We start from the raw sequence: 18,241 nt of genomic DNA, 5'->3' as shown, positions 1-18,241 counted from the left end.
CGTCACCAGAGCCCTAACGGCGCCGGTTGCGCTGCCGTTCGTCCGAGCTGAGTTTCCTCGTGAACGGTCTGGCGAGGTTGTCTCCGAGCACTACCCCAGCAGCGATCGCCAGCACCACCGTCGAAGCGTTGAAGAGCCCCACGACGCCGGTCGAGACCACTCCCGCCTCGATCGTGAGGTCGTACATCGAACGGAAGACTGTGAGCCCCGGGTACAGGAAGAGGACGGCGGGCACCGCGACCACGAGCTGCGTCGCGTGCATGCGGAGGGCGACCACGCGTGCAAGGCCTCCGATCAGGACGGCGGCGAGCACCGGGGCGAGCCGGTAGCCCGCCCCTGCAGCCGTGGCGCCGAGGAGCAGGAGATAGCCGGCCACCGCCACCATCGCGGTGGGGATGACCAGGCTCATGGCTGTCTGCTCGGCGACGCAGATCATCGCCACCGCGACGAAGACGAAGATTGCCGCCACCGGCCACGGATACTGTGTCCCGTCCGACTCGAGCACCTCGAGCTCCGGCACGCCCACAGCCGATCCAGCGACCAGCGCGACGGCGATGCCCGACACCAGCGCGGCGAAGACGAGGATCGCCGAGAGATACCTGCCGGCCGCGGTGACGGGAAAGCCGTTGATGGCATCCTGGGTCGCCGAAACGAGTCTGCCGGTCGGCAGGAGTAGCAGGATCCCGCCAACAACGACGAAGGCCGGGGCGATGGGCACCTGCAGCCACCAGACGAGCATGGCGATCAGCGTGACGATGGCGGCGGAAGTCGCCACGGAGAAGAACTCCGGAACCCGCCATTCCCCGAGCTTGCGACTCACCAGATCGATGAGGATGCAGCTGGCGAAGCCGATGAGCGATCCCATCGGCGACCCGCCGATGAGCCCGACGATCGCCGCCGAGAAGGTGCCGAAGGCAGCCGTGACCATCCAGCGGGAGAAGGGCTTGGGTCGGCGCAGGATGTCGTCGAGGCGCTGCGCAGCCTCGGTCCGGGACACACCGCCGTCGACGATGTCGGACACGAGGCGATGGATGTTCGTCAGTCCTGCGTAGTTGTTCGTCCAGGACCGGACCACCCTCAGGACCGTCGTCGGGGTCTGGTCCTTGCTTGAGTAGTTGATCACCACCGACTGGTTCGTGATATCCACCTCGATGTCGTCGAGGCCAAAGGCAGCGGTGACAGCGATGATGCTGGTCTCCACCTCGAGTGCGCCCGCACCGAACCGGAACATGGCCTCGGCGAGATCGAGGGCGAGATCGAGGGCTTTCCGTGCGCTTGCATCGGGCCCAGCCACCTGGATGGTGGGATTGGCATAGGGGCTCCCTGCCAGTCGCTCCACGATGCTCATCGCCTGGGTGGGCGGGTCCTCGCCCTGGACCAGGCGGCGCAGGACGCTCCGCGCGGCGGCATTGGACTTTCCCGAGGCGGGGACGCTGTGCGGTGTGGTCGGCAGGGCGTCCGTCGGTCGCGTGACGGGCTGCTTCGAACGCTTCTGGCGCTGGACCCTGGGGGCTGCCGACGGTCGACCCGGGGGCGACGCGACGGTCCGGCCCTCGGCGCCGCTGCTCGCTGCCCTTCCTCCCCTCGGCCCCTTGCCCGTGGCGAAACGTTTCTTCTCGCCCTCGGAGGGGTCGAACGGTCGCTGGATCACGGGCAGGGACTCTGCGACCGGTGAGGGGTTGGTGGAAGGCGATCGGCCGTCCGCCGGCGTGGGACCGTCTTTCACAGCCGCCTTTCGATCATCGCGGTGCTCCGCGGGGTTTTCCTCAGTAGAACGGTTGGTGCGTGCGGCGCCAGTACACCTGGCGGACCACCCGTTCGGCGACGAGATTCCACACGCGGTACCGCCAGGCACTGACCACGAGGTCGTAGCACCCCACGAAGTCCGTGACGGTCTTCGAGAAGCTCGTCTTGAACAGGCCCAGCCCGTGGTGGGGGTGATCCTTGTCCTTCAGCTGATCCGCGGGGGGCGTTCCGCAGAAATCGTACTCGACGATCCCGAACTCCTCCTTGAGCTCGGTGATCGCCGTCCACTGCACCAGGTGGGAGTCGCCGTACTGCCGCCGGCCCGGCTTCGACCCGCCGTCCTTGTACGTGCCCTTCGAACCGTAGTTGATGACGAAGGCACCCACCGAGGGCTCGCCGTCCTCGTGGACGAAATAGAAGCGTCCCTGGCCTGCGTCGACGAAGTTCTGCCAGAAACGGCTGTAGTACTCGAAGGACCGCATGCGGGCAGCGGAGCGGTCCTCGATGTGGGACATCAGGGCGTACATGGCACGGAAGGTCTCCTCCGTGGGCTCCATCCGCTGGACCTCGACGCCCTCCCTGATGGCCCGCCGGACGGCGTTGCGGCCCCGGGAATGGAGAGTGCGCAGCAGCTGGTTGGGCTCCGCGGTCGTGTCGAGGAGGGCCGTGCTGTCATTGGGCTGCAGATTGAACGTCTTCACGAGCCCGGCCGCCCGCAGGGTCTCGCGTGCAGCGGGACCGTCGAGGAGGTCCGGCTCCACCTTGATGGCGAAGAGCCGGTGCCCCTCACGGCGCGCGAGCTCCGCGACGGCGCGGGTGGCCGGCGCCACGTGGTCCACCTCGTTCACCGCGGGACCCTTGATGAGGTACCAGAGGGCCCCGAGCAGCGGTACCTTCTTCTCGAGCACAAGATTGTGGCTCGTATAGCCCGGACCGTCGAGGACCACGAGCCGTGGCCGCCAGCCGTGCCGGGATTTCACGTCCGCGAAGGCCATCGACTGGAGCAGATTGCCTCCGCCCGGGTTGTCCGTGACGAGCGAATCCCACTCGCGCTGCTCCGCCGGATCGGCGAAACGAGCCGTGAAGTCTGCCAAGATTCCTCATTCACTGGTGCTATCGAAGGACGCGCCCAAGTGTAGCTGTTGGAGCGATCACCACGTGGTCGGACAACAGGTTGCCCCAAGAAACGAAATATCTGTACTCACTCCGGCCGGGTGGTTAGCATCGGAATCATGGAAACCAGATACCTCGGACACAGCGGCTTCAAGATCTCGGAGATCACCTACGGCAACTGGCTAACGCACGGCTCGCAGGTGGAGAACGACGTCGCCACCCAGTGCGTGCGTGCAGCGCTCGACGCGGGCATCAGCACGTTCGACACCGCGGACGTCTACGCGAACACCGTGGCGGAGACGGTCCTGGGTGAGGCGTTGAAGGGCGAGCGGCGCCAGTCGCTGGAGATCTTCACCAAGGTGTGGGGACCCACGGGGCCGAAGGGGCACAACGATGCAGGGCTCTCCCGCAAGCACATCATGGAATCGATCGACGGTTCGCTGCAGCGGCTGCAGACGGAGTACGTGGACCTCTACCAGGCACACCGCTACGACCACGAGACTCCCCTCGAGGAAACGATGCAGGCCTTCGCCGACGTGGTCCGGCAGGGCAAGGCCCTCTACATCGGGGTCAGTGAATGGACCGCGCAGCAGATCCGCGACGGACACGCACTCGCGAAGGAGCTCGGGTTCCAGCTGATCTCGAACCAGCCCCAGTATTCGATGCTGTGGCGCGTCATCGAGGGCGAGGTGGTACCCACCTCGGAGGAACTCGGCCTCTCACAGATCGTCTGGTCGCCGGTGGCCCAGGGCGTCCTGACCGGCAAGTACAGGCCCGGGCAGCAGCCCGAGCAGGGAACCCGCGCCTCGGACGACAAGGGTGGCGCGGACATGATCAAGCGCTGGATGGGCGACGACGTCCTCACCGGGGTGCAGAAGCTGTCCCCGATCGCCGACGGTGTCGGGCTGACGATGGCCCAGCTCGCCGTCGCCTGGGTCCTGCAGAACAAGAACGTGGCCTCGGCGATCATCGGAGCCTCACGTCCGGAGCAGGTGGCGTCGAACGCCGCCGCCGCAGGGGTGACGCTCGACACCGACGTCATGGACGCGATCGACGACGCCATCGGAGGTCTCGCCGAGACTGACGTCGCCAGGACAGTGTCTCCGGAAAGCCGCCCGGCCTGATGGGCCGGGACACCGCGTTGACCGTCGCGGTCACCGGCTCGAGCGGGAAGCTGGGCCGCAGCGTGGTCCGCGGACTGCGCGAGGCCGGGCACACGGTCCTCGGGCTCGACCAGCACGGCGAGCGCGGTCCCGGGTTCCTCCGGATCGACCTGACGGACTACGGGCAGGTGCTCGACGCACTCCTGGGCGTGGACGACCGGCACGCGGGGGTCGACGCCGTCGTCCATCTCGGCGCCATCCCGGCACCCGGGCTCCAGGCCGATGCCGCGACCTTCCACAACAACCTGACGGCGACCTACAACGTCTTCCAGGCCGGCAGGCGCGCCGGTATCAAGCGCATCATCCACGCCTCCAGCGAGACCGTCCTGGGCCTTCCCTTCGACACCCCTCCTCCGTACATCCCCGTCGACGAGGACTACCCGGCGCGTCCCGAGAGCACCTACTCGCTCGTGAAGCACCTGGAGGAGCAGCTGGCGATCGAACTGACGCGCTGGGATCCGAAGCTGAGCATCACGTCCCTGCGCTTCTCCAACGTCATGGATCCGGAGGACTACGCCGAGTTTCCCTCCTTCGGCGCCGATCCCCGGGAGCGCAAGTGGAATCTGTGGGGTTACGTGGACGGGCGCGACGGCGCCCAGGCGGTGCTGAGGGCGCTCGAGAACGCCGCACCCGGCTTCGATCGCTTCATCATCGCCGCCGCGGACACGGTGATGGACCGTGCGAGCGACGGGCTCGCGCGGGAGGTCCTCCCCGGCGTGGACCTGACCCGGGCTGTCGGCGAGTACGAGACACTGCTCTCGATCGACAAGGCCAGGCGCGTCCTGGGCTACGACCCGCAGCACAGCTGGCGCCAGCACGTCTAGCCGGCTCACGCGGGGCCGGACCACAGCGCGAGGTGTCGCCCGGCCCCGTCCGTCCGTAGGCTGATGATCGAAGGATGCGCAGCGCAACGAAAGGCAGAGCAGATGACCGAGAATCTTCCCGACGAGGAACTGACAGTCGTGGGTGACGAGCCCGACATGCCCGTCGACCCACTCGAGCCGGAGTCCCTCGACCCGGTCCTGGACGGCCGCCCGGACTCCTACAGCGGCGCGGCCGAAAACGATCCCGACCACTGGCAGGAGGATCCGCTCCTGCAGGACGAACCCGGAGTGAACGAGTCCGTCGCCGAGGAGGACGGCGTCCCGGTGGTCGGCGAGGAGGGCGAGCAGAGTGATCAGCAGCTGCGCGCGGAGACCGCGGAGGCGCGGTACGAGGACGGGGAGGAACAGATCCCGCCGGAGGAACCCGGGGTCGGCGAGGCCGCCGCCGATGTGGACTTCGGCATGATGGAGGACGACGAGTCCGACGGGAGTGACGATCCCGCCAATCGCGGCGGCTCCTCACTGAGCGCGATGGACGAGCCGGACCCCACGTAGACACGGGAACGGCAGGTATCCCGGAGCCCCGGACACTGTCCGGGGCTCCTTCGTGTGACACCTGACACATGCGGAATAGCACGTGCCGCGGTCCGGTTCCGTTTCGGTAGAACACCACCGGAAGTAGGAACCCATGTTGCTTTTCTCGCCCCTGACCCTCGGCTCGCTGGAACTCCCCAACCGCGTTGTCATGGCGCCGCTGACCCGCGTCCGCTCGGGCTCCGCCGGCGTGCCCGGCGATATCGTCGTCGAGCACTACCGCCAGCGTGCCTCCCTCGGCCTGATCGTCAGCGAGGGTACCTACCCGAGCCATGCCGGACAGGGCTTCCCGGGTCAGCCCGGGCTCGTCGAGGACGATCAGCTGGCCGGCTGGAAGCGCGTCACCGACGCGGTCCATGACGAGGGCGGCCGGATCGTGGCCCAGGTCATGCACGCGGGTCGGGTGACCCATCCCGACACGAACGGCGGCTACGAGGTCGTGGCTCCGAGTGCCATCGCGATCGACGGCAGTACGCGGACGAACACGGGCAAGCAGCCGTATCCCGTACCGCATGCACTGGCCGAGGAGGAGCTTCCCGGCATCATCTCCGAGTTCGTCACAGCGTCGCGGAAGGCCATCGACGTGGCGGGCTTCGACGGAGTGGAACTGCACGGCGCCAACGGCTATCTCCTGCACGAATTCCTCTCGCCGGACTCGAACCAGCGCGACGACGCCTTCGGCGGCTCCCCCGAGAAGCGGGCACGGTTCGTGATCGATGTCGTCACGGCCGTGGTGGCAGAGGTCGGAGCAGGCAAGGTGGGCCTGCGCATCTCACCCGAGCACAACATCCAGGACGCGCTCGAGACCGAGGCCGCGGATGTGCACGCGACCTACACGACGCTCGTCACGGCTCTAGCCCCACTGAACCTGGCCTACCTCAGCGTGCTCCACGCGGAGCCTTCCGGCACCCTGGTCCAGGACCTCCGCGCGAGCTTCGGAGGACCGTTCCTCATCAACAGCGGCTTCGGGGTCATCACCAATCGCGAGGAAGCCATCGCCATCCTCGAGGACGGCCTGGGAGATGCCGTCGTCGTCGGACGTCCGGCCATCGCGAACCCCGATCTGGCACGCCGCTGGCGGGAGAATCTGCCCGAGAACGAACCGAACCCGGCAACCTTTTACGCGCCCGGCGCCGAGGGATACACGGACTACCCGTTCTACGACGCGACGGTCAACGCCGGGTAGGACGGACACCGGATCGAGCGGCGCCCGTCGGGATCGACGGACGCCGCTCGTCCTGTTCTCAGGGGGGGACGCCTCAGATGATGCCCTCGTCCACCTCGCCGAAGGGTACGGTCTCGGACAACTCCACATGGCGATCCACGGATTCGTTGCCTACGAGGATGCCGTGCTTCTTCTCGACCATCGACTGCTTCATCACCATCAGGACGGTTTCGGCGAAGTGCTCGTCCTGAGCTTCGAGATAGCTGATGTAGCGGGAGGGGAAATCTTCGGGGACTGTGAGCATGGTTCCACGCTACCCGTCACTGCCCGTCCTTGCCGAGTGCTGACCGGTGCGAGGGAGCAGGCGGGAATGCGGATGCGGAACTAGCTGCGGCGGCGTTCGCCGGCCTGTCGACCGAGTTCGAACATTGCCGCGGCGGCGATCACCATTGACAGGATCACGATCGCCAGCATGGCGTAGAGCAGTACCAGGGTAGCCATGGGCGACGACGCACTGTGGAGTACGCGCAGCCCGCCGAGCAGCCCCACCACCCAGAACAGGGCGACCCCCGCAAGTGCGTATGCTGCGCAGTTGCGCGTCCGGTCGAAGCCCATTCCCCGTGCGGTCTGCGTCAGCAGTACCCCCATGTGTTCCATGAATCCATGATGGGCCCCCTCAGCGCCCGGACGTGCACTGCGCCCTATCGTGTTGCTCACACCGAGGACGGCGCAGCAGACGGACGCGGAGGTACGCTCCCTTCCCCGTATCGAGGGCGGAAGGGAGCCCTCGTCGAGGACTCCCTTCCAGTATGACCGCGGGCGCACCCGCTCGTGCGGTCCTAGTTGCCGAAGCCATCGAGGCCCGGGATCTTGCCCAGCAGATCCTTCGGGTCGATGCCGAACTTCGACAGCAGGTCGGAGTGCTGCTCAGGATCGACCTTGTCGGGGAGTTCGGACTGGGCCTGGTCGGCGTTGTCGTTCTTGCCCTGGCTCTTGAGCAGATCGATGATCTGCTGCTTGTCGATGTTCATGACGCCTCCTGGTCTCGGGTACACACAGTGGTCAGTGTGCTGATCACAGCATCACACACGGGTCATTCCCTGTCACAGCCGCTCCCAGACGCCCGACAATTGACCCATGAGCCTCACGCTGACCCTCCTTGCAGACACCCACCTGCCCCGGCGCGCCCGAGAACTTCCCGCTGCCGTCTGGGCTGCGGTCGAGGCCTCGGACGTCGTCGTGCACGCCGGGGACTGGACCGAGCTATCGCTGCTGGAGGAGCTCCGGGGCCGCGCCGCCCACCTGATCGCCTGCTACGGGAACAACGACGGGCCGGAGTTCGCGGCGGAACTGCCCCTGGTGGCCCGGGAGGTGCTCGACGGCGTGCGACTGGCTGTGGTCCACGAGACTGGTGCTGCCGCGCACAGGGAGGCCCGCATGACAGCCCGCTATCCCGACGTCGATGTCCTGGTGTTCGGGCACAGCCACATTCCCTGGGACACCACCGCGGAGTCCGGTCTGCGACTGCTCAACCCGGGATCGCCCACCGATCGGCGCAGGCAGCCCCACTGCACCTTCATGACCGCGGTCATCGACGCCGGGACACTGACGACCACACTGCACGAGCTCCCTCGCCGCACGCCCGCCGACCGGGTGGCTCCATGACGAGGCGGTGACATCACCGGGCGGCTCGGCCTGTCTGCGTCACGACGGCGGCGAGGAGGAGAAGCCCCACGGCGAGAACCGCGGAGAGCAGGAGCGGCTCGCGGAGGAAAACGGTACCGATGACGAGGGCGATCACCGGCGGGATGTAGGTGGCCGTCGACGCGGTCACCGCCCCCAGCCCGGCGATCGCCACGTAGTAGAGGATGAACGCCACCCCGGTACCCAGTGCCCCCAGACCGAGGATCACCGCGGCTGCCGCGAGAGGGTCCGCAGTGATGGCGGTGATGCCGTCGAGGTCGGTGATCACCCCCAGACCGACTGCGGCAAGGACCAGCTGATAGGTCGCTGCGGCGGGTGCCGGAATACCGAGCGGGCTGATGAAGCGCCGCGCATAGGCGAAGGACGCGCCCAGGCTCGCCGACCCGCCGAGCATGAGCAGGACGCCGATGGGATCGACCGCCCCGGCCGCCCAGGGGCGGGTCAGCACGAGGACCCCGCACACCCCGAGGGCCAGACCCGCGGCCTTCCGCCGCGTGAATTCCTCGGTGCGCAGCACCAGGACCGCTGACAGGAAGACGAACAGGGGGATCGATCCGCTCAACGCCCCGGCGATACCGCTGTGGAGCCGGTAGGTCCCGGCGGCGTACGCGTAGTAGTACAGTCCTGCGGCCAGCACCGCCATCACCACGAAGTGGTGGGCATGGCGGAAATGCCAGCGGGCGATGGAGCGCGTGGCCAGGGCGAACACGAGCACGGGTAGCAGCCCGAAGGCGACCCTCAACAGCGTGGTCTGCGCCGCGCTGATAAAGGGGGCGGCGAGAGTCATGGACACGAAATTGGTGCCCCATACCAAACCCAGCCCGAGGTAGGCGGCCACGGCGGTCGACGGGGTGGGCCTCGAGGCATGGTTGGACGTCATGGCAGAAGGAGGCCCTGCCCGGCGACCCCCGGTGCCATCGCGGCTGGCGAACTCATGCCGTCACTGTAGGGACTGCTGCGGGACGAGGAGAAATCCCTCTGGGAGTACGTCGCCGAAGGGTCCTTCCGATGCTGTGCCTGCACCCAGCCGGGTTCGGAGCCTCCTGTCGGATTCGAACCGACGACCCCCGCTTTACAAGAGCGGTGCTCTGGCCAACTGAGCTAAGGAGGCGCACTGGCCGGGCCAGCTGGCGCCGTCGTTCCCGTGCGGGATCGAGCGCCTCACAAGATTAGCCCAGCCCCGCGCGCGCCGGGAAATCAGCCGCGGGCGTCCAGCTGGTTCTGCACCACCTGTTCGAAGTCCGAGACGGCATTCTCCACGTTCTCCCCGTCCACGTAGACCGTGGGCGTCCCGCCGATGGCGGATGCCTTCGCCGCCTCCGTCGTGTACTTCGCCCAGGGGCGGAACGTCCCGTCCTCCACACAGGACCGCACGTCCCCGGCACCGGCTTCCTCCGCGAGGCCGAGGAGCCCGTCGTCGTCGAGTTCACCCTCCGCGTGATGCTCATACACGCGCCGGGTGAACTCGAGGAAGGCCTCCGGCGAGGCATCCGCGACGCAGGCGGCGGCGTTGGCGCCGCGGGAGGAGAAGTCGGTGCTGCTGTTCCGGTCGAGGTACGCGACCGTCCGGTACTCGAGGGTGATGTCACCGGCGTCGAGCCAACGCCGGATCTGCTCGGCGTGGCGGGTCTCGAAGTCGGCGCAGAATACACAGTTGACGTCCACGTAGGCGACCACCTGCAGGGGGCCGTCGCCGCTCGCCCCGACGCCATCGGGAATGGTACCGGGGTCGGCCGGCTCGTCCGGCAGCACCGCGAGGTCCACGTCCTCGGTCTGCGTGGATTCCAGCTCGGTCGGCGACACCAGGGTGATGCCGCCCTGCTCGTTGCCGCCCCGCGGAGCGGGCCCTGCGTCCGGGACCCGCCCGCGCACGGTATTCACCACGACGACGGCGATGACCGCCACGATGACCAGGACGGCCACCACCACGCCCCACTTGGCGAGCAACCCGTTGCGACGGGCCCTGCGCTGCTGTTCCTCGCGTGCCAGCCGCTCGCGCTCCCGGGCTGCTGCTGTGCGTTCGGCTTTCGTGGGCCTGCGGGCGGAGGCGGGGGCCATTGGTCCTCTTCGTCGGCGGTGCTGATCTCTTGGGGTCCAGCCTATCGACCGGCCGCGCAGCGGGCGGAGCCCGCCCCACCCGGCAAGGACCGGAGCGGATAGAGTCGATCAGGAGACCACCTACTGCGATGGAGCCAGTTTTGAGTGCAGCACAGCCTTCGACCACTCCGGGGGTCGCGCCCTCGTTCTCCATGGACGGCGAGTTCGGTGAGTTCGATTTCATCGTCGTCTCGAATCGTCTGGCCGTGGACCGCGTCGTCGACGAGCACGGCGAGAGCTCGTGGAGGCGCTCCCCCGGCGGCCTGGTGACGGCGCTGGCCCCGGTCATGGCGAAGGCCGACGGCGCCTGGGTGGGCTGGCACGGTGCTCCCGACGAGACTCTTGAACCCTTCGACGAAGCGAACATGCGGCTGGTCCCCGTACCGCTGAGTGACGAGGAGGTGGAGCTGTACTACGAGGGCTTCTCCAATGCGACGCTGTGGCCGCTCTACCACGACGTCATCGCGTCCCCGGAGTTCCACCGCACCTGGTGGGACTCCTACCAGCGCGTGAACGAGCGCTTCGCGGCCGCGGCGGCCTCCGTGGCGGCGGAGGGCGCCACCGTGTGGGTGCAGGACTACCAGCTACAGCTGGTCCCTCGGCTGCTGCGGCAGGCCCGGCCCGATCTCCGTATCGGCTTCTTCAACCACATCCCCTTCCCTCCGCTCGAGATCTATGCGCAGCTGCCGTGGCGGCGCCAGGTGATCGAGGGGCTCCTCGGCGCGGATCTCATCGGCTTCCAACGCCCGAGTGACGCCAGCAACTTCCTGCGCTGCGTGCGCCGCTTCACCGGCTACGCGATCAAATCCCAGCAGGTCCAGGTACCTGCGGGCGAGAACGGCGCCCCGGCCTACGCCTCGCGTGCCGAAGCCTTCCCCATCTCCATCGACACCGCATCGATCGCCGAGCTGGCGCAGCGTCCCGACGTGATCGAGCGCTCGAAGGAGATCCGGCGCGAGCTCGGGGACCCGCGGCACGTGCTCCTCGGCGTCGACCGGCTCGACTACACCAAGGGAATCGGCCATCGGCTCAAGGCCTACGGGGAGCTGCTCGAGGACGGGTCCATCACCGTCGAGGACGCGGCCCTCATCCAGGTGGCCAGTCCCAGCCGCGAGCGCGTGGAGCAGTACAGGCTGCTGCGGGAGGACATCGAGGGCGCCGTCGGCAGGATCAACGGCACGCACGACACCATGAAGAACACGGCGATCCGCTATCTCCACCACAGCTACCCGGTGGAGGAGATGGTGGCGCTGTACCTGGCCGCCGACGTCATGCTCGTCACCGCGCTCCGCGACGGCATGAACCTCGTGGCGAAGGAGTACGTGGCAGCCCGCACCGGGAACACCGGCACGCTGGTCCTCAGCGAGTTCGCGGGCGCGGCCGACACCCTGCGCCAGGCGATCCTCGTCAATCCGCACGACATCGACGGCCTCAAGAGCGCCATCGTCCAGGCTGTCGAGATGCCGCGCACGGAGGCCACGCGACGCATGAGGCTCATGCGCCGGCAGGTGGTCCAGAACGACGTCGAACAGTGGTCCCGCTCCTTCCTCGACGCGCTGCAGGGGGGAGGTCGTCATGACGCTTGAGCCGAACCTGGACTCCGCACTGCGCACCCTCGCCGGAACCGAGCACCTGCTCGTGGCGCTCGACTTCGACGGCACCCTCGCGCCGCTGGTGGAACGTGCCGAGGACGCACGCGCGCTACCCGCATCGGCCACGGCCCTGCGCGCGCTGACCCGGCTTCCGGGGACGACGACGGCGCTGATCTCAGGTCGCGCGCTGGAGAGCCTCCGCACGGTCGCGGATCCTCCCCCCGAGACGATGCTGATCGGCAGTCACGGCGCGGAGGCGTGGACAGGGCCGGGAGCCGCCCCGCTGTCCCTGACGGACGAACAGACGGAGCTGCTCGCCCGGGCGGTGTCCGTGGTCGAACGCGTTGCCGCCGCCCACACGGGCACGCACGTCGAGTTCAAGCCGGCCGGCGTCGTGCTCCACACCCGTACGGCGGACGACGCCGTGGCGGCAGCGGCCGTCGACGCGGCGCGTACCGCTCTGGCCGCGCTGCACGGCCTGAGTATCAGCGAGGGCAAGCGTGTCCTGGAGGCCTCGGTACTGAGAGCGGACAAGGGCCAGGGCCTCGCCCTGCTCCGCCAGGAATCCGGAGCGACGGCGGTCTTCTTCGCGGGCGACGACGTCACGGACGAGGACGCCCACCGCACGCTCGGGCCGGACGACCTCGGCGTCAGGATCGGCTCGGGAGACACCGCCGCGAGCTTCACCGTCGAGGACCCGGCTGCCTTCTCGGAGGTGCTCCAGACCCTCGTCCGGCTGCGCGACACCGGTGCGCCCCGAGACTGAACGTGCCATACTGCGCAGGCGTGGGTCAGCGTTTCTGGCGCCGCGCCACAACTGAATATCCTCCATTCACTACGGATCGTCGGGCACGTACCTGCCCGTGAAAAGGAACCCATCATGGCAACTGTGACATTCGACCAGGCCACTCGCGTGTACCCGGGCACCGAGAAACCCGCCGTCGACAAGCTCGACATCGACATCGCCGACGGCGAATTCCTCGTCCTCGTAGGACCTTCCGGATGCGGCAAATCCACCTCCCTGCGCATGCTCGCCGGCCTCGAGGACGTCAATTCCGGCCGCATCCTCATCGGTGACCGCGACGTGACGGACGTCCCTCCGAAGGATCGCGACATCGCGATGGTCTTCCAGAACTACGCCCTCTACCCGCACATGTCGGTCGGCGACAACATGGGCTTCGCACTCAAGATCGCCGGCGTGTCGAAGGAGGAGCGGGCCGAGCGGGTCCGCGAGGCCGCGAAGCTCCTGGATCTCGAGGACTACCTGGATCGCAAGCCGAAGGCACTCTCCGGTGGTCAGCGCCAGCGGGTTGCGATGGGGCGCGCCATCGTACGTAATCCCCAGGTGTTCCTCATGGACGAGCCGCTCTCGAACCTGGACGCGAAGCTGCGTGTGCAGACCCGCACGCAGATCGCGTCGTTGACCCGACGGCTCGGTGTCACCACCGTCTATGTCACCCACGACCAGGTCGAGGCCATGACCATGGGAGACCGCGTCGCGGTCCTGAAGGACGGCATCCTGCAGCAGGTCGACACTCCGCGCAATCTCTACGAGCGCCCCAAGAACGTGTTCGTGGCCGGCTTCATCGGCTCCCCGGCGATGAATCTCCTCGAACTGCCGGTGACCGACGGCGGCGTGGTCTTCGGCGGTCTCACCTACCCCGTGAGCCGCGATGTCCTGAGCGCGGCAGCGGGCAACACCGTGATGCTCGGAGTACGCCCCGAGGACCTGACGATCAGCACCGATGGCGACGGGCTGCAGGTCGAGGTGGATGTGGTCGAGGAGCTCGGCGCCGACGCCTACATCTACGGTCACACCACCCTCGACGGCAAGGATCACGACATGGTGGTCCGCGTCGACGGGCGGCGGCCCCCGATGAAGGGCGACACCGTGTTCGTCCGACCCGAGCAGGGACACGTCCACCTGTTCGACACCCAGGACGGCCTGCGCCTGGCGGACACGCTCTAGTCCTCCCGCGGACGCCATCGCAACGACGACGGCGGGGGTTCAACGGGCATCTTCCGCACCCGGCAGCCCCCGCCGTTGTCTGTCCGCGCCCTGCAGCCCCCGCCGTCGTCGGGAGTGGAGCTACGCTTGCAGCACCCCACTCCCGTCAGCCCGGAAGGCAGCACCATGAGCGAGACCCCTGACGCCCAGTGGCGTGACGAGCCGACGGACTACACCCAGACCGGCAAGCTGCCGCGGGTCCGCGCAACGTCGGCCGAGGCCTCCGGCTTGGGCTCCCTCGACATCACCGCTGCCGCAACGGATCCCGAGCTGCTGGATCTGCCCTGGCACGTCGCGCTCGAGCAGTGGCCCGCCAGTGCTCTCGCGGCCCTGCCCCGCGGGATCTCCCGTCACGTGGTGCGCTTCGCCCACTTCGGCGGCTCCGTCATCGCCGTCAAGGAGACGGGTGAGCACATCGCCCGCCACGAGTACCACATGCTGCGGAAATTGCAGCGTCTCGACATTCCGTGCGTGGAGCCGGTGGCCGTCATCTCCGGCCGGTCCACCCCGGAGGGTGAGGAGCTCGATCCCGTGCTCGTGACGCGGCATCTGAAGTTCTCCCTCCCGTACCGGGCACTGTTCTCGCAGACGCTCCGCCGTGACACCCTGACCCGCCTGATCGACGCCCAGGCGTTGCTCCTCGTGCGGCTGCACCTGGTCGGTTTCTACTGGGGCGACGTCTCGCTCTCGAATACGCTCTTCCGCCGCGACGCCGGGTCGTTCGCGGCCTATCTGGTGGATGCCGAGACGGGCGAGCTCTACCCCGAGCTCTCGGTGGGCCAGCGTGAGTACGATCTCGAGATAGCACGCGTCAACATTGCCGGCGAGCTGATGGATCTCGCCGAGGGTGGTCTCATCGAGGAGAAGGTGGATCCGCTCGCGACGAGCGAGCTCATCATGGACAGCTACCGCCGCCTCTGGAGCGAACTCACCGAGAAGGAGTCTTTCGAGCTCGGCGAACGCTGGCGCGTGGGCGCACGCATCCGCCGCCTGAACGAGCTCGGGTTCGACGTCGAGGAGTACGCCATCAGGACTGCGGCGAACGGGACCCAGATCCAGCTGCAACCGAAGGTGGTCGACGCCGGCCACCACAGCCGCCGCCTGCTCAGGCTCACCGGGCTCGATGCCCAGCAGAACCAGGCACGGCGGTTGCTCAACGACATGGATGCCTACCGGGTGGACAACAACCCCCACATGGACGAGGACTACAGTGCGCATCTGTGGGTCAGCGAGGTCTTCGAGCCGATCGTCAGGGCGGTACCCCGTGACCTGGGTGGAAAGCTCGAACCGGCAGAGGTCGTCCACGAGGTCCTCGAACACCGGTGGTACATGTCCGAGCGCGAGGACCGGAACGTGCCGATGGCCGAGGCAGTCCAGTCGTACCTCGACAACGAACTCCGGCACCGCCGCGACGAGGCGGAAATCATGCTCACGGCGGATGCCAGGACCATCGGGATCGACGACGAGTCGGAGCACGAGGGCAGCTAGGCAATCATGAGAAGGGCCGGCAGCCTCGTGGCTGCCGGCCCTTACCTCGACACGGAATTACGGGCATTCCGTGGGAGCGCCCTGCACGGTGACCGAGGTTCCCGACGGTAGCCCTTCACACGCATTGAGGAACTGCTGCGCGAACTCGTTGACGAAGGCCCCCAGTGCGATTGCACCCAGCACGCCGAGGATCGTGAAGAGTGCGCCGATGATGATGCCCGCGAGAGCAAGACCGTTGCCCATCCCGGCTTTCCGCGACTTCACGAACGCGATGATGCTGATGATCAGCCCGACCGGGGCGATGAAGATCGCCAGGATGAATCCCACGATCCCCAGAACCCTGCCCGGATTGTCTGTCGGCGCACCCTGCGGGGTCTGCTGTCCGTAGGGCGAGGGGGCCATTCCTGGGTCCTGTTGTCCGTACGGCGAGGTGTTCTGCCCACCGTACGGCGAGGCGCTCTGCTCTCCGTACCGGGGCTGGTTCTGACCGTACGGCGAGCTGCCCTGTGATCCTGGCGTGTTGTCACTCATGATGCCCCCGAGAAGAAGTCGATGAACGCGCCGGTGTAATCCGGCAATGTCGTCGAGAGTATCACCCGACAGCAGCCGGTCCCACGCTGGATCGGTCACCGCGCGGCCGACCGGCTGTCAGCCGATGGCCTTCCCCGGATTGAGGATGCCCAGGGGGTCGAACAGCCGCTTGATCCCGGACTGGAGATCGAGGACCTCCGTGGACTGCTCCCAGGCCAACCAGCGCTGCTTGTACTGCCCCACACCGTGTTCTCCGGTGATCGTTCCGCCGAACTCCAGCGCGGACCGTACGGATTCGTCGAGAGCTTCCTCGAGTCGCTCCAGGCCCTGTGCCCCCTCGGAGCGGTCCACCCAGAAGGTGGGATGCAGATTGCCGTCACCTGCGTGCGCGACTACCTTCAACTGCACACGGTGTTTCTGCGCCATGGCCTCCAGAGCGGCCACATAGGGTACGAGCCGGGACTTCGGCACAGCGACATCCTCCCCCACCCGATACAGATCGTCCACGCTGTCGCCCCTGCTGTGGCGGCGCAGGTCGACGAGCTGTTCGGCCTCGGCGGAATCCTCCTGGTTCACCACTGCTCCCAGCTCGGTCAGCGCCGCTCTGATCACGTCGGCCTCGGCTGCGGCACCGTACCCGTCCGTCTGGACCAGGAGCAGCGCTCCCCCGCGGCGACGCAGCTCTGATCCGTGGGCGCCGTCGAGCGCCTCCAGCGTCCGCCCGTCGAGGAGCTCCAGGATGGCCGGCTGGACTCGAGCACGTCCGATCGCAAGCACGCCCTCCGCGGCCTTCGGGAAGTCCTCGAAGAAGGCGGCGAGTGTGTGGACGGCGTGCGGTAGATAGCGGAGCCGGACCGTGATTCCCACGATCACCCCCAGGGTCCCTTCGGAGCCGGTCATGAGTGCCGCCAGATCGTAGCCTGCCACGCCCTTGAACGGACGATGCCCCACGGAAACGAGCGTTCCGTCCGCGAGAACCACGTCGAGGGCCAGCACGGATTCCCGGGTGACCCCGTACTTGGCGCAGCGCAACCCACCCGCGTTGGTCGCCACATTGCCGCCGATGGTCGACCATCGATAGCTCGCGGGATCGGGGGCGTACATCAGCCCGTGCTCGGCCACCGCGTCGTTAAGCTCGCCATTGATCACACCGGGTTCGACGACGGCCGTTTCGTCATCAGGAGTGATGGCGACGATCCGGTTCATGTCCTCGAGGGACAGGACCACACATCCGTCGGTCGCGTGGGCTCCACCGGACACACCGGAACCGGCACCCCTACTCACGATGGGCACACCGTGCCGGGTCGCCCACCGCAGGAGTTCCTGGACGTCCTCAACAGTGCGGGCACGCACGACGGCGACGGGCAGCGCCGGGCTCAGCAGCGGTCCCTGATCCCGCGAGTACCGGTCGAGGGTCTCCGTGGCGGTCGACACGCGCCCGGGAACGACTGACTGCAGCTCGGCTAGGAGCATCCCGTCCATCACGAGCCGCCCATGAAGCGGAAATAGCAGCCGAGCGCCTCCGGCCAGAATGTGCGGTAGAACTCGTACAGGTCGTCCGGATCTGAGCGGGTCCACCCGCCATGGGTGATCGTGAGCACCGAGCCCGGCGCTTCGACGTCCGCCCCTCCGTTGTCCCAGGTCGAGGATTTGCGCTCGTCGTGGACGCCACTCTGCTTCACATCCATCGCCAGCAGGAGTCGCGTCACGGAATGGGAGCCGGCATGCCTCCAGGTGAGCGAGAGCCACTTGCCCGGCAGTCCATCGGTGACTTCACCCCAGACGTTCTCGTCATCCTGCGCCGAAGTCTCGACCAGCGCGTTGTCCTCGAGGTCGAAAAAACTGTCGCCACCCCACCTGCTCAGCTCGGCTGCGGGCCACCAGAGGTGCAGGTGTTCAGTCAGGCCTGCCCAGGCATGATCCTGTGGAGCCGGAACCGTCACCTCGGCGCGAAGATCCGGCCGGCCCGTGGAATCATCGGCTGGCTCGCCTGCATGCGAGAACAATCCACTCATGTTCCGACCTTACCGGTGGGGTGTGGGGGTTAATGGGCGAGGGCCCCTCACCTGGTGGTGGGGGGCCCTCGTTGTGTGGTTGTCCGGCGGTGTCCTACTCTCCCACACTCTCTCGGGTGCAGTACCATCGGCGCTGTGGGTCTTAGCTTCCGGGTTCGGAATGGGACCGGGCGTTTCCTCCACGCTATGACCGCCGTAACC

The 18,241-nt window shown here is 67.5% G+C and carries 19 protein-coding genes, 1 tRNA gene and 1 rRNA gene; 9 read left to right on the top strand and 12 right to left on the bottom strand.

The window, feature by feature from the left end:
• Nucleotides 1-13: 13 nt before the first annotated feature.
• Together FQ377_RS11515 and FQ377_RS11510 are read right to left on the bottom strand one after the other, a co-directional pair.
• Nucleotides 14-1,453, bottom strand: a complete 1,440-nt coding sequence (locus FQ377_RS11515) for a threonine/serine exporter family protein (protein ID WP_262364438.1) — start codon at nt 1,451-1,453, stop codon at nt 14-16.
• Nucleotides 1,454-1,766: 313 nt separating this feature from the next.
• Nucleotides 1,767-2,840, bottom strand: a complete 1,074-nt coding sequence (locus FQ377_RS11510) for a lipid II:glycine glycyltransferase FemX (RefSeq protein ID WP_148601417.1) — start codon at nt 2,838-2,840, stop codon at nt 1,767-1,769.
• Between the two features lie 138 nt (nt 2,841-2,978).
• Between FQ377_RS11510 and FQ377_RS11505 the strand changes: the two genes are divergently transcribed.
• From FQ377_RS11505 to FQ377_RS11490, 4 genes are all read left to right on the top strand, one after another.
• Nucleotides 2,979-3,983 (top strand): aldo/keto reductase family protein, encoded by a 1,005-nt coding sequence (locus tag FQ377_RS11505; protein ID WP_148601416.1) that lies wholly within the window; start codon nt 2,979-2,981, stop codon nt 3,981-3,983.
• 17 nt (nt 3,984-4,000) lie between these two features.
• A complete protein-coding gene (locus FQ377_RS11500; protein ID WP_148601555.1) occupies nt 4,001-4,846 on the top strand; it encodes an NAD-dependent epimerase/dehydratase family protein in 846 nt (281 codons plus the stop codon).
• A gap of 102 nt (nt 4,847-4,948) precedes the next feature.
• Nucleotides 4,949-5,401, top strand: a complete 453-nt coding sequence (locus tag FQ377_RS11495; protein WP_148601415.1) for a hypothetical protein — start codon at nt 4,949-4,951, stop codon at nt 5,399-5,401.
• Between the two features lie 136 nt (nt 5,402-5,537).
• Nucleotides 5,538-6,626, top strand: a complete 1,089-nt coding sequence (locus FQ377_RS11490) for an alkene reductase (RefSeq protein WP_222861874.1) — start codon at nt 5,538-5,540, stop codon at nt 6,624-6,626.
• A gap of 73 nt (nt 6,627-6,699) precedes the next feature.
• Here FQ377_RS11490 and FQ377_RS11485 read toward each other — a convergent pair whose 3' ends face one another.
• The 3 genes from FQ377_RS11485 to FQ377_RS11475 all read right to left on the bottom strand — a co-directional run bounded on the left by FQ377_RS11485 (nt 6,700) and on the right by FQ377_RS11475 (nt 7,636).
• Nucleotides 6,700-6,909 (bottom strand): hypothetical protein, encoded by a 210-nt coding sequence (locus FQ377_RS11485; RefSeq protein WP_148601413.1) that lies wholly within the window; start codon nt 6,907-6,909, stop codon nt 6,700-6,702.
• An 80-nt stretch (nt 6,910-6,989) separates the two neighbouring features.
• Nucleotides 6,990-7,262: a hypothetical protein gene (locus FQ377_RS11480; RefSeq protein WP_148601412.1), complete on the bottom strand. Its 273-nt coding sequence runs from the start codon at nt 7,260-7,262 to the stop codon at nt 6,990-6,992.
• A 182-nt stretch (nt 7,263-7,444) separates the two neighbouring features.
• Complete coding sequence (locus tag FQ377_RS11475) at nt 7,445-7,636, bottom strand: hypothetical protein (RefSeq protein WP_148601411.1); 192 nt, start codon at nt 7,634-7,636, stop codon at nt 7,445-7,447.
• A 106-nt stretch (nt 7,637-7,742) separates the two neighbouring features.
• On the opposite strand from FQ377_RS11475, the gene FQ377_RS11470 reads away from it, so the two are divergent.
• Nucleotides 7,743-8,270, top strand: coding sequence for a metallophosphoesterase family protein (locus FQ377_RS11470; protein WP_148601410.1), 528 nt, complete (start codon nt 7,743-7,745; stop codon nt 8,268-8,270).
• 13 nt (nt 8,271-8,283) lie between these two features.
• On the opposite strand, the gene FQ377_RS11465 is transcribed toward FQ377_RS11470, so the two are convergent.
• From FQ377_RS11465 to FQ377_RS11455, 3 genes are all read right to left on the bottom strand, one after another.
• Nucleotides 8,284-9,189 (bottom strand): DMT family transporter, encoded by a 906-nt coding sequence (locus FQ377_RS11465; RefSeq protein ID WP_148601409.1) that lies wholly within the window; start codon nt 9,187-9,189, stop codon nt 8,284-8,286.
• A gap of 157 nt (nt 9,190-9,346) precedes the next feature.
• A tRNA-Thr gene (locus tag FQ377_RS11460) sits at nt 9,347-9,420 on the bottom strand.
• 86 nt (nt 9,421-9,506) lie between these two features.
• Complete coding sequence (locus FQ377_RS11455; RefSeq protein ID WP_148601408.1) at nt 9,507-10,367, bottom strand: DsbA family protein; 861 nt, start codon at nt 10,365-10,367, stop codon at nt 9,507-9,509.
• A 191-nt stretch (nt 10,368-10,558) separates the two neighbouring features.
• Between FQ377_RS11455 and FQ377_RS11450 the strand changes: the two genes are divergently transcribed.
• From FQ377_RS11450 to FQ377_RS11435, 4 genes are all read left to right on the top strand, one after another.
• A complete protein-coding gene (locus tag FQ377_RS11450) occupies nt 10,559-11,992 on the top strand; it encodes an alpha,alpha-trehalose-phosphate synthase (UDP-forming) (protein ID WP_262364437.1) in 1,434 nt (477 codons plus the stop codon).
• On the top strand, nt 11,982-12,764 hold the full coding sequence (gene otsB, locus FQ377_RS11445) for a trehalose-phosphatase (protein ID WP_148601406.1): 783 nt from the start codon (nt 11,982-11,984) through the stop codon (nt 12,762-12,764). Before FQ377_RS11450 ends, otsB begins: the two co-directional genes overlap by 11 nt.
• Before the next feature lie 114 nt (nt 12,765-12,878).
• Nucleotides 12,879-13,967 (top strand): ABC transporter ATP-binding protein, encoded by a 1,089-nt coding sequence (locus tag FQ377_RS11440; RefSeq protein ID WP_148601405.1) that lies wholly within the window; start codon nt 12,879-12,881, stop codon nt 13,965-13,967.
• Nucleotides 13,968-14,132: 165 nt separating this feature from the next.
• Nucleotides 14,133-15,494, top strand: a complete 1,362-nt coding sequence (locus FQ377_RS11435) for a DUF4032 domain-containing protein (RefSeq protein ID WP_148601404.1) — start codon at nt 14,133-14,135, stop codon at nt 15,492-15,494.
• A gap of 57 nt (nt 15,495-15,551) precedes the next feature.
• Here FQ377_RS11435 and FQ377_RS11430 read toward each other — a convergent pair whose 3' ends face one another.
• From FQ377_RS11430 to rrf, 4 genes are all read right to left on the bottom strand, one after another.
• On the bottom strand, nt 15,552-16,025 hold the full coding sequence (locus FQ377_RS11430) for a DUF4190 domain-containing protein (protein WP_148601403.1): 474 nt from the start codon (nt 16,023-16,025) through the stop codon (nt 15,552-15,554).
• Nucleotides 16,026-16,142: 117 nt separating this feature from the next.
• Complete coding sequence (locus tag FQ377_RS11425) at nt 16,143-17,507, bottom strand: FAD-binding oxidoreductase (protein ID WP_148601402.1); 1,365 nt, start codon at nt 17,505-17,507, stop codon at nt 16,143-16,145.
• Nucleotides 17,507-18,040, bottom strand: coding sequence for an SRPBCC family protein (locus tag FQ377_RS11420; RefSeq protein WP_148601401.1), 534 nt, complete (start codon nt 18,038-18,040; stop codon nt 17,507-17,509). The genes FQ377_RS11425 and FQ377_RS11420 overlap by 1 nt, the downstream gene beginning before the upstream one ends.
• An 81-nt stretch (nt 18,041-18,121) precedes the next feature.
• Nucleotides 18,122-18,238 (bottom strand): 5S ribosomal RNA (rrf, locus tag FQ377_RS11415).
• Nucleotides 18,239-18,241: the final 3 nt, after the last annotated feature.

Origin of the sequence: Arthrobacter echini, assembly GCF_008107445.1 — a bacterium.
GTDB classification, from domain to species: domain Bacteria; phylum Actinomycetota; class Actinomycetes; order Actinomycetales; family Micrococcaceae; genus Arthrobacter_D; species Arthrobacter_D echini_A.
Note: the sequence above shows the minus strand (reverse complement) of the source record. Positions and strands in the feature narration are given on the sequence as shown.

Coding starts and splice junctions, on each gene's coding strand:
- FQ377_RS11435 (WP_148601404.1), top strand. CDS start 14,133: ATGAGCGAGACCCCTGACGCCCAGTGGCGTGACGAGCCGACGGACTAC.
- FQ377_RS11430 (WP_148601403.1), bottom strand. CDS start 16,025: ATGAGTGACAACACGCCAGGATCACAGGGCAGCTCGCCGTACGGTCAG.
- FQ377_RS11425 (WP_148601402.1), bottom strand. CDS start 17,507: ATGGACGGGATGCTCCTAGCCGAGCTGCAGTCAGTCGTTCCCGGGCGC.
- FQ377_RS11475 (WP_148601411.1), bottom strand. CDS start 7,636: ATGAACATCGACAAGCAGCAGATCATCGATCTGCTCAAGAGCCAGGGC.
- FQ377_RS11495 (WP_148601415.1), top strand. CDS start 4,949: ATGACCGAGAATCTTCCCGACGAGGAACTGACAGTCGTGGGTGACGAG.
- FQ377_RS11480 (WP_148601412.1), bottom strand. CDS start 7,262: ATGGAACACATGGGGGTACTGCTGACGCAGACCGCACGGGGAATGGGC.
- FQ377_RS11450 (WP_262364437.1), top strand. CDS start 10,559: ATGGACGGCGAGTTCGGTGAGTTCGATTTCATCGTCGTCTCGAATCGT.
- FQ377_RS11440 (WP_148601405.1), top strand. CDS start 12,879: ATGGCAACTGTGACATTCGACCAGGCCACTCGCGTGTACCCGGGCACC.
- FQ377_RS11455 (WP_148601408.1), bottom strand. CDS start 10,367: ATGGCCCCCGCCTCCGCCCGCAGGCCCACGAAAGCCGAACGCACAGCA.
- otsB (WP_148601406.1), top strand. CDS start 11,982: ATGACGCTTGAGCCGAACCTGGACTCCGCACTGCGCACCCTCGCCGGA.
- FQ377_RS11485 (WP_148601413.1), bottom strand. CDS start 6,909: ATGCTCACAGTCCCCGAAGATTTCCCCTCCCGCTACATCAGCTATCTC.
- FQ377_RS11470 (WP_148601410.1), top strand. CDS start 7,743: ATGAGCCTCACGCTGACCCTCCTTGCAGACACCCACCTGCCCCGGCGC.
- FQ377_RS11465 (WP_148601409.1), bottom strand. CDS start 9,189: ATGACGTCCAACCATGCCTCGAGGCCCACCCCGTCGACCGCCGTGGCC.
- FQ377_RS11505 (WP_148601416.1), top strand. CDS start 2,979: ATGGAAACCAGATACCTCGGACACAGCGGCTTCAAGATCTCGGAGATC.
- FQ377_RS11420 (WP_148601401.1), bottom strand. CDS start 18,040: ATGAGTGGATTGTTCTCGCATGCAGGCGAGCCAGCCGATGATTCCACG.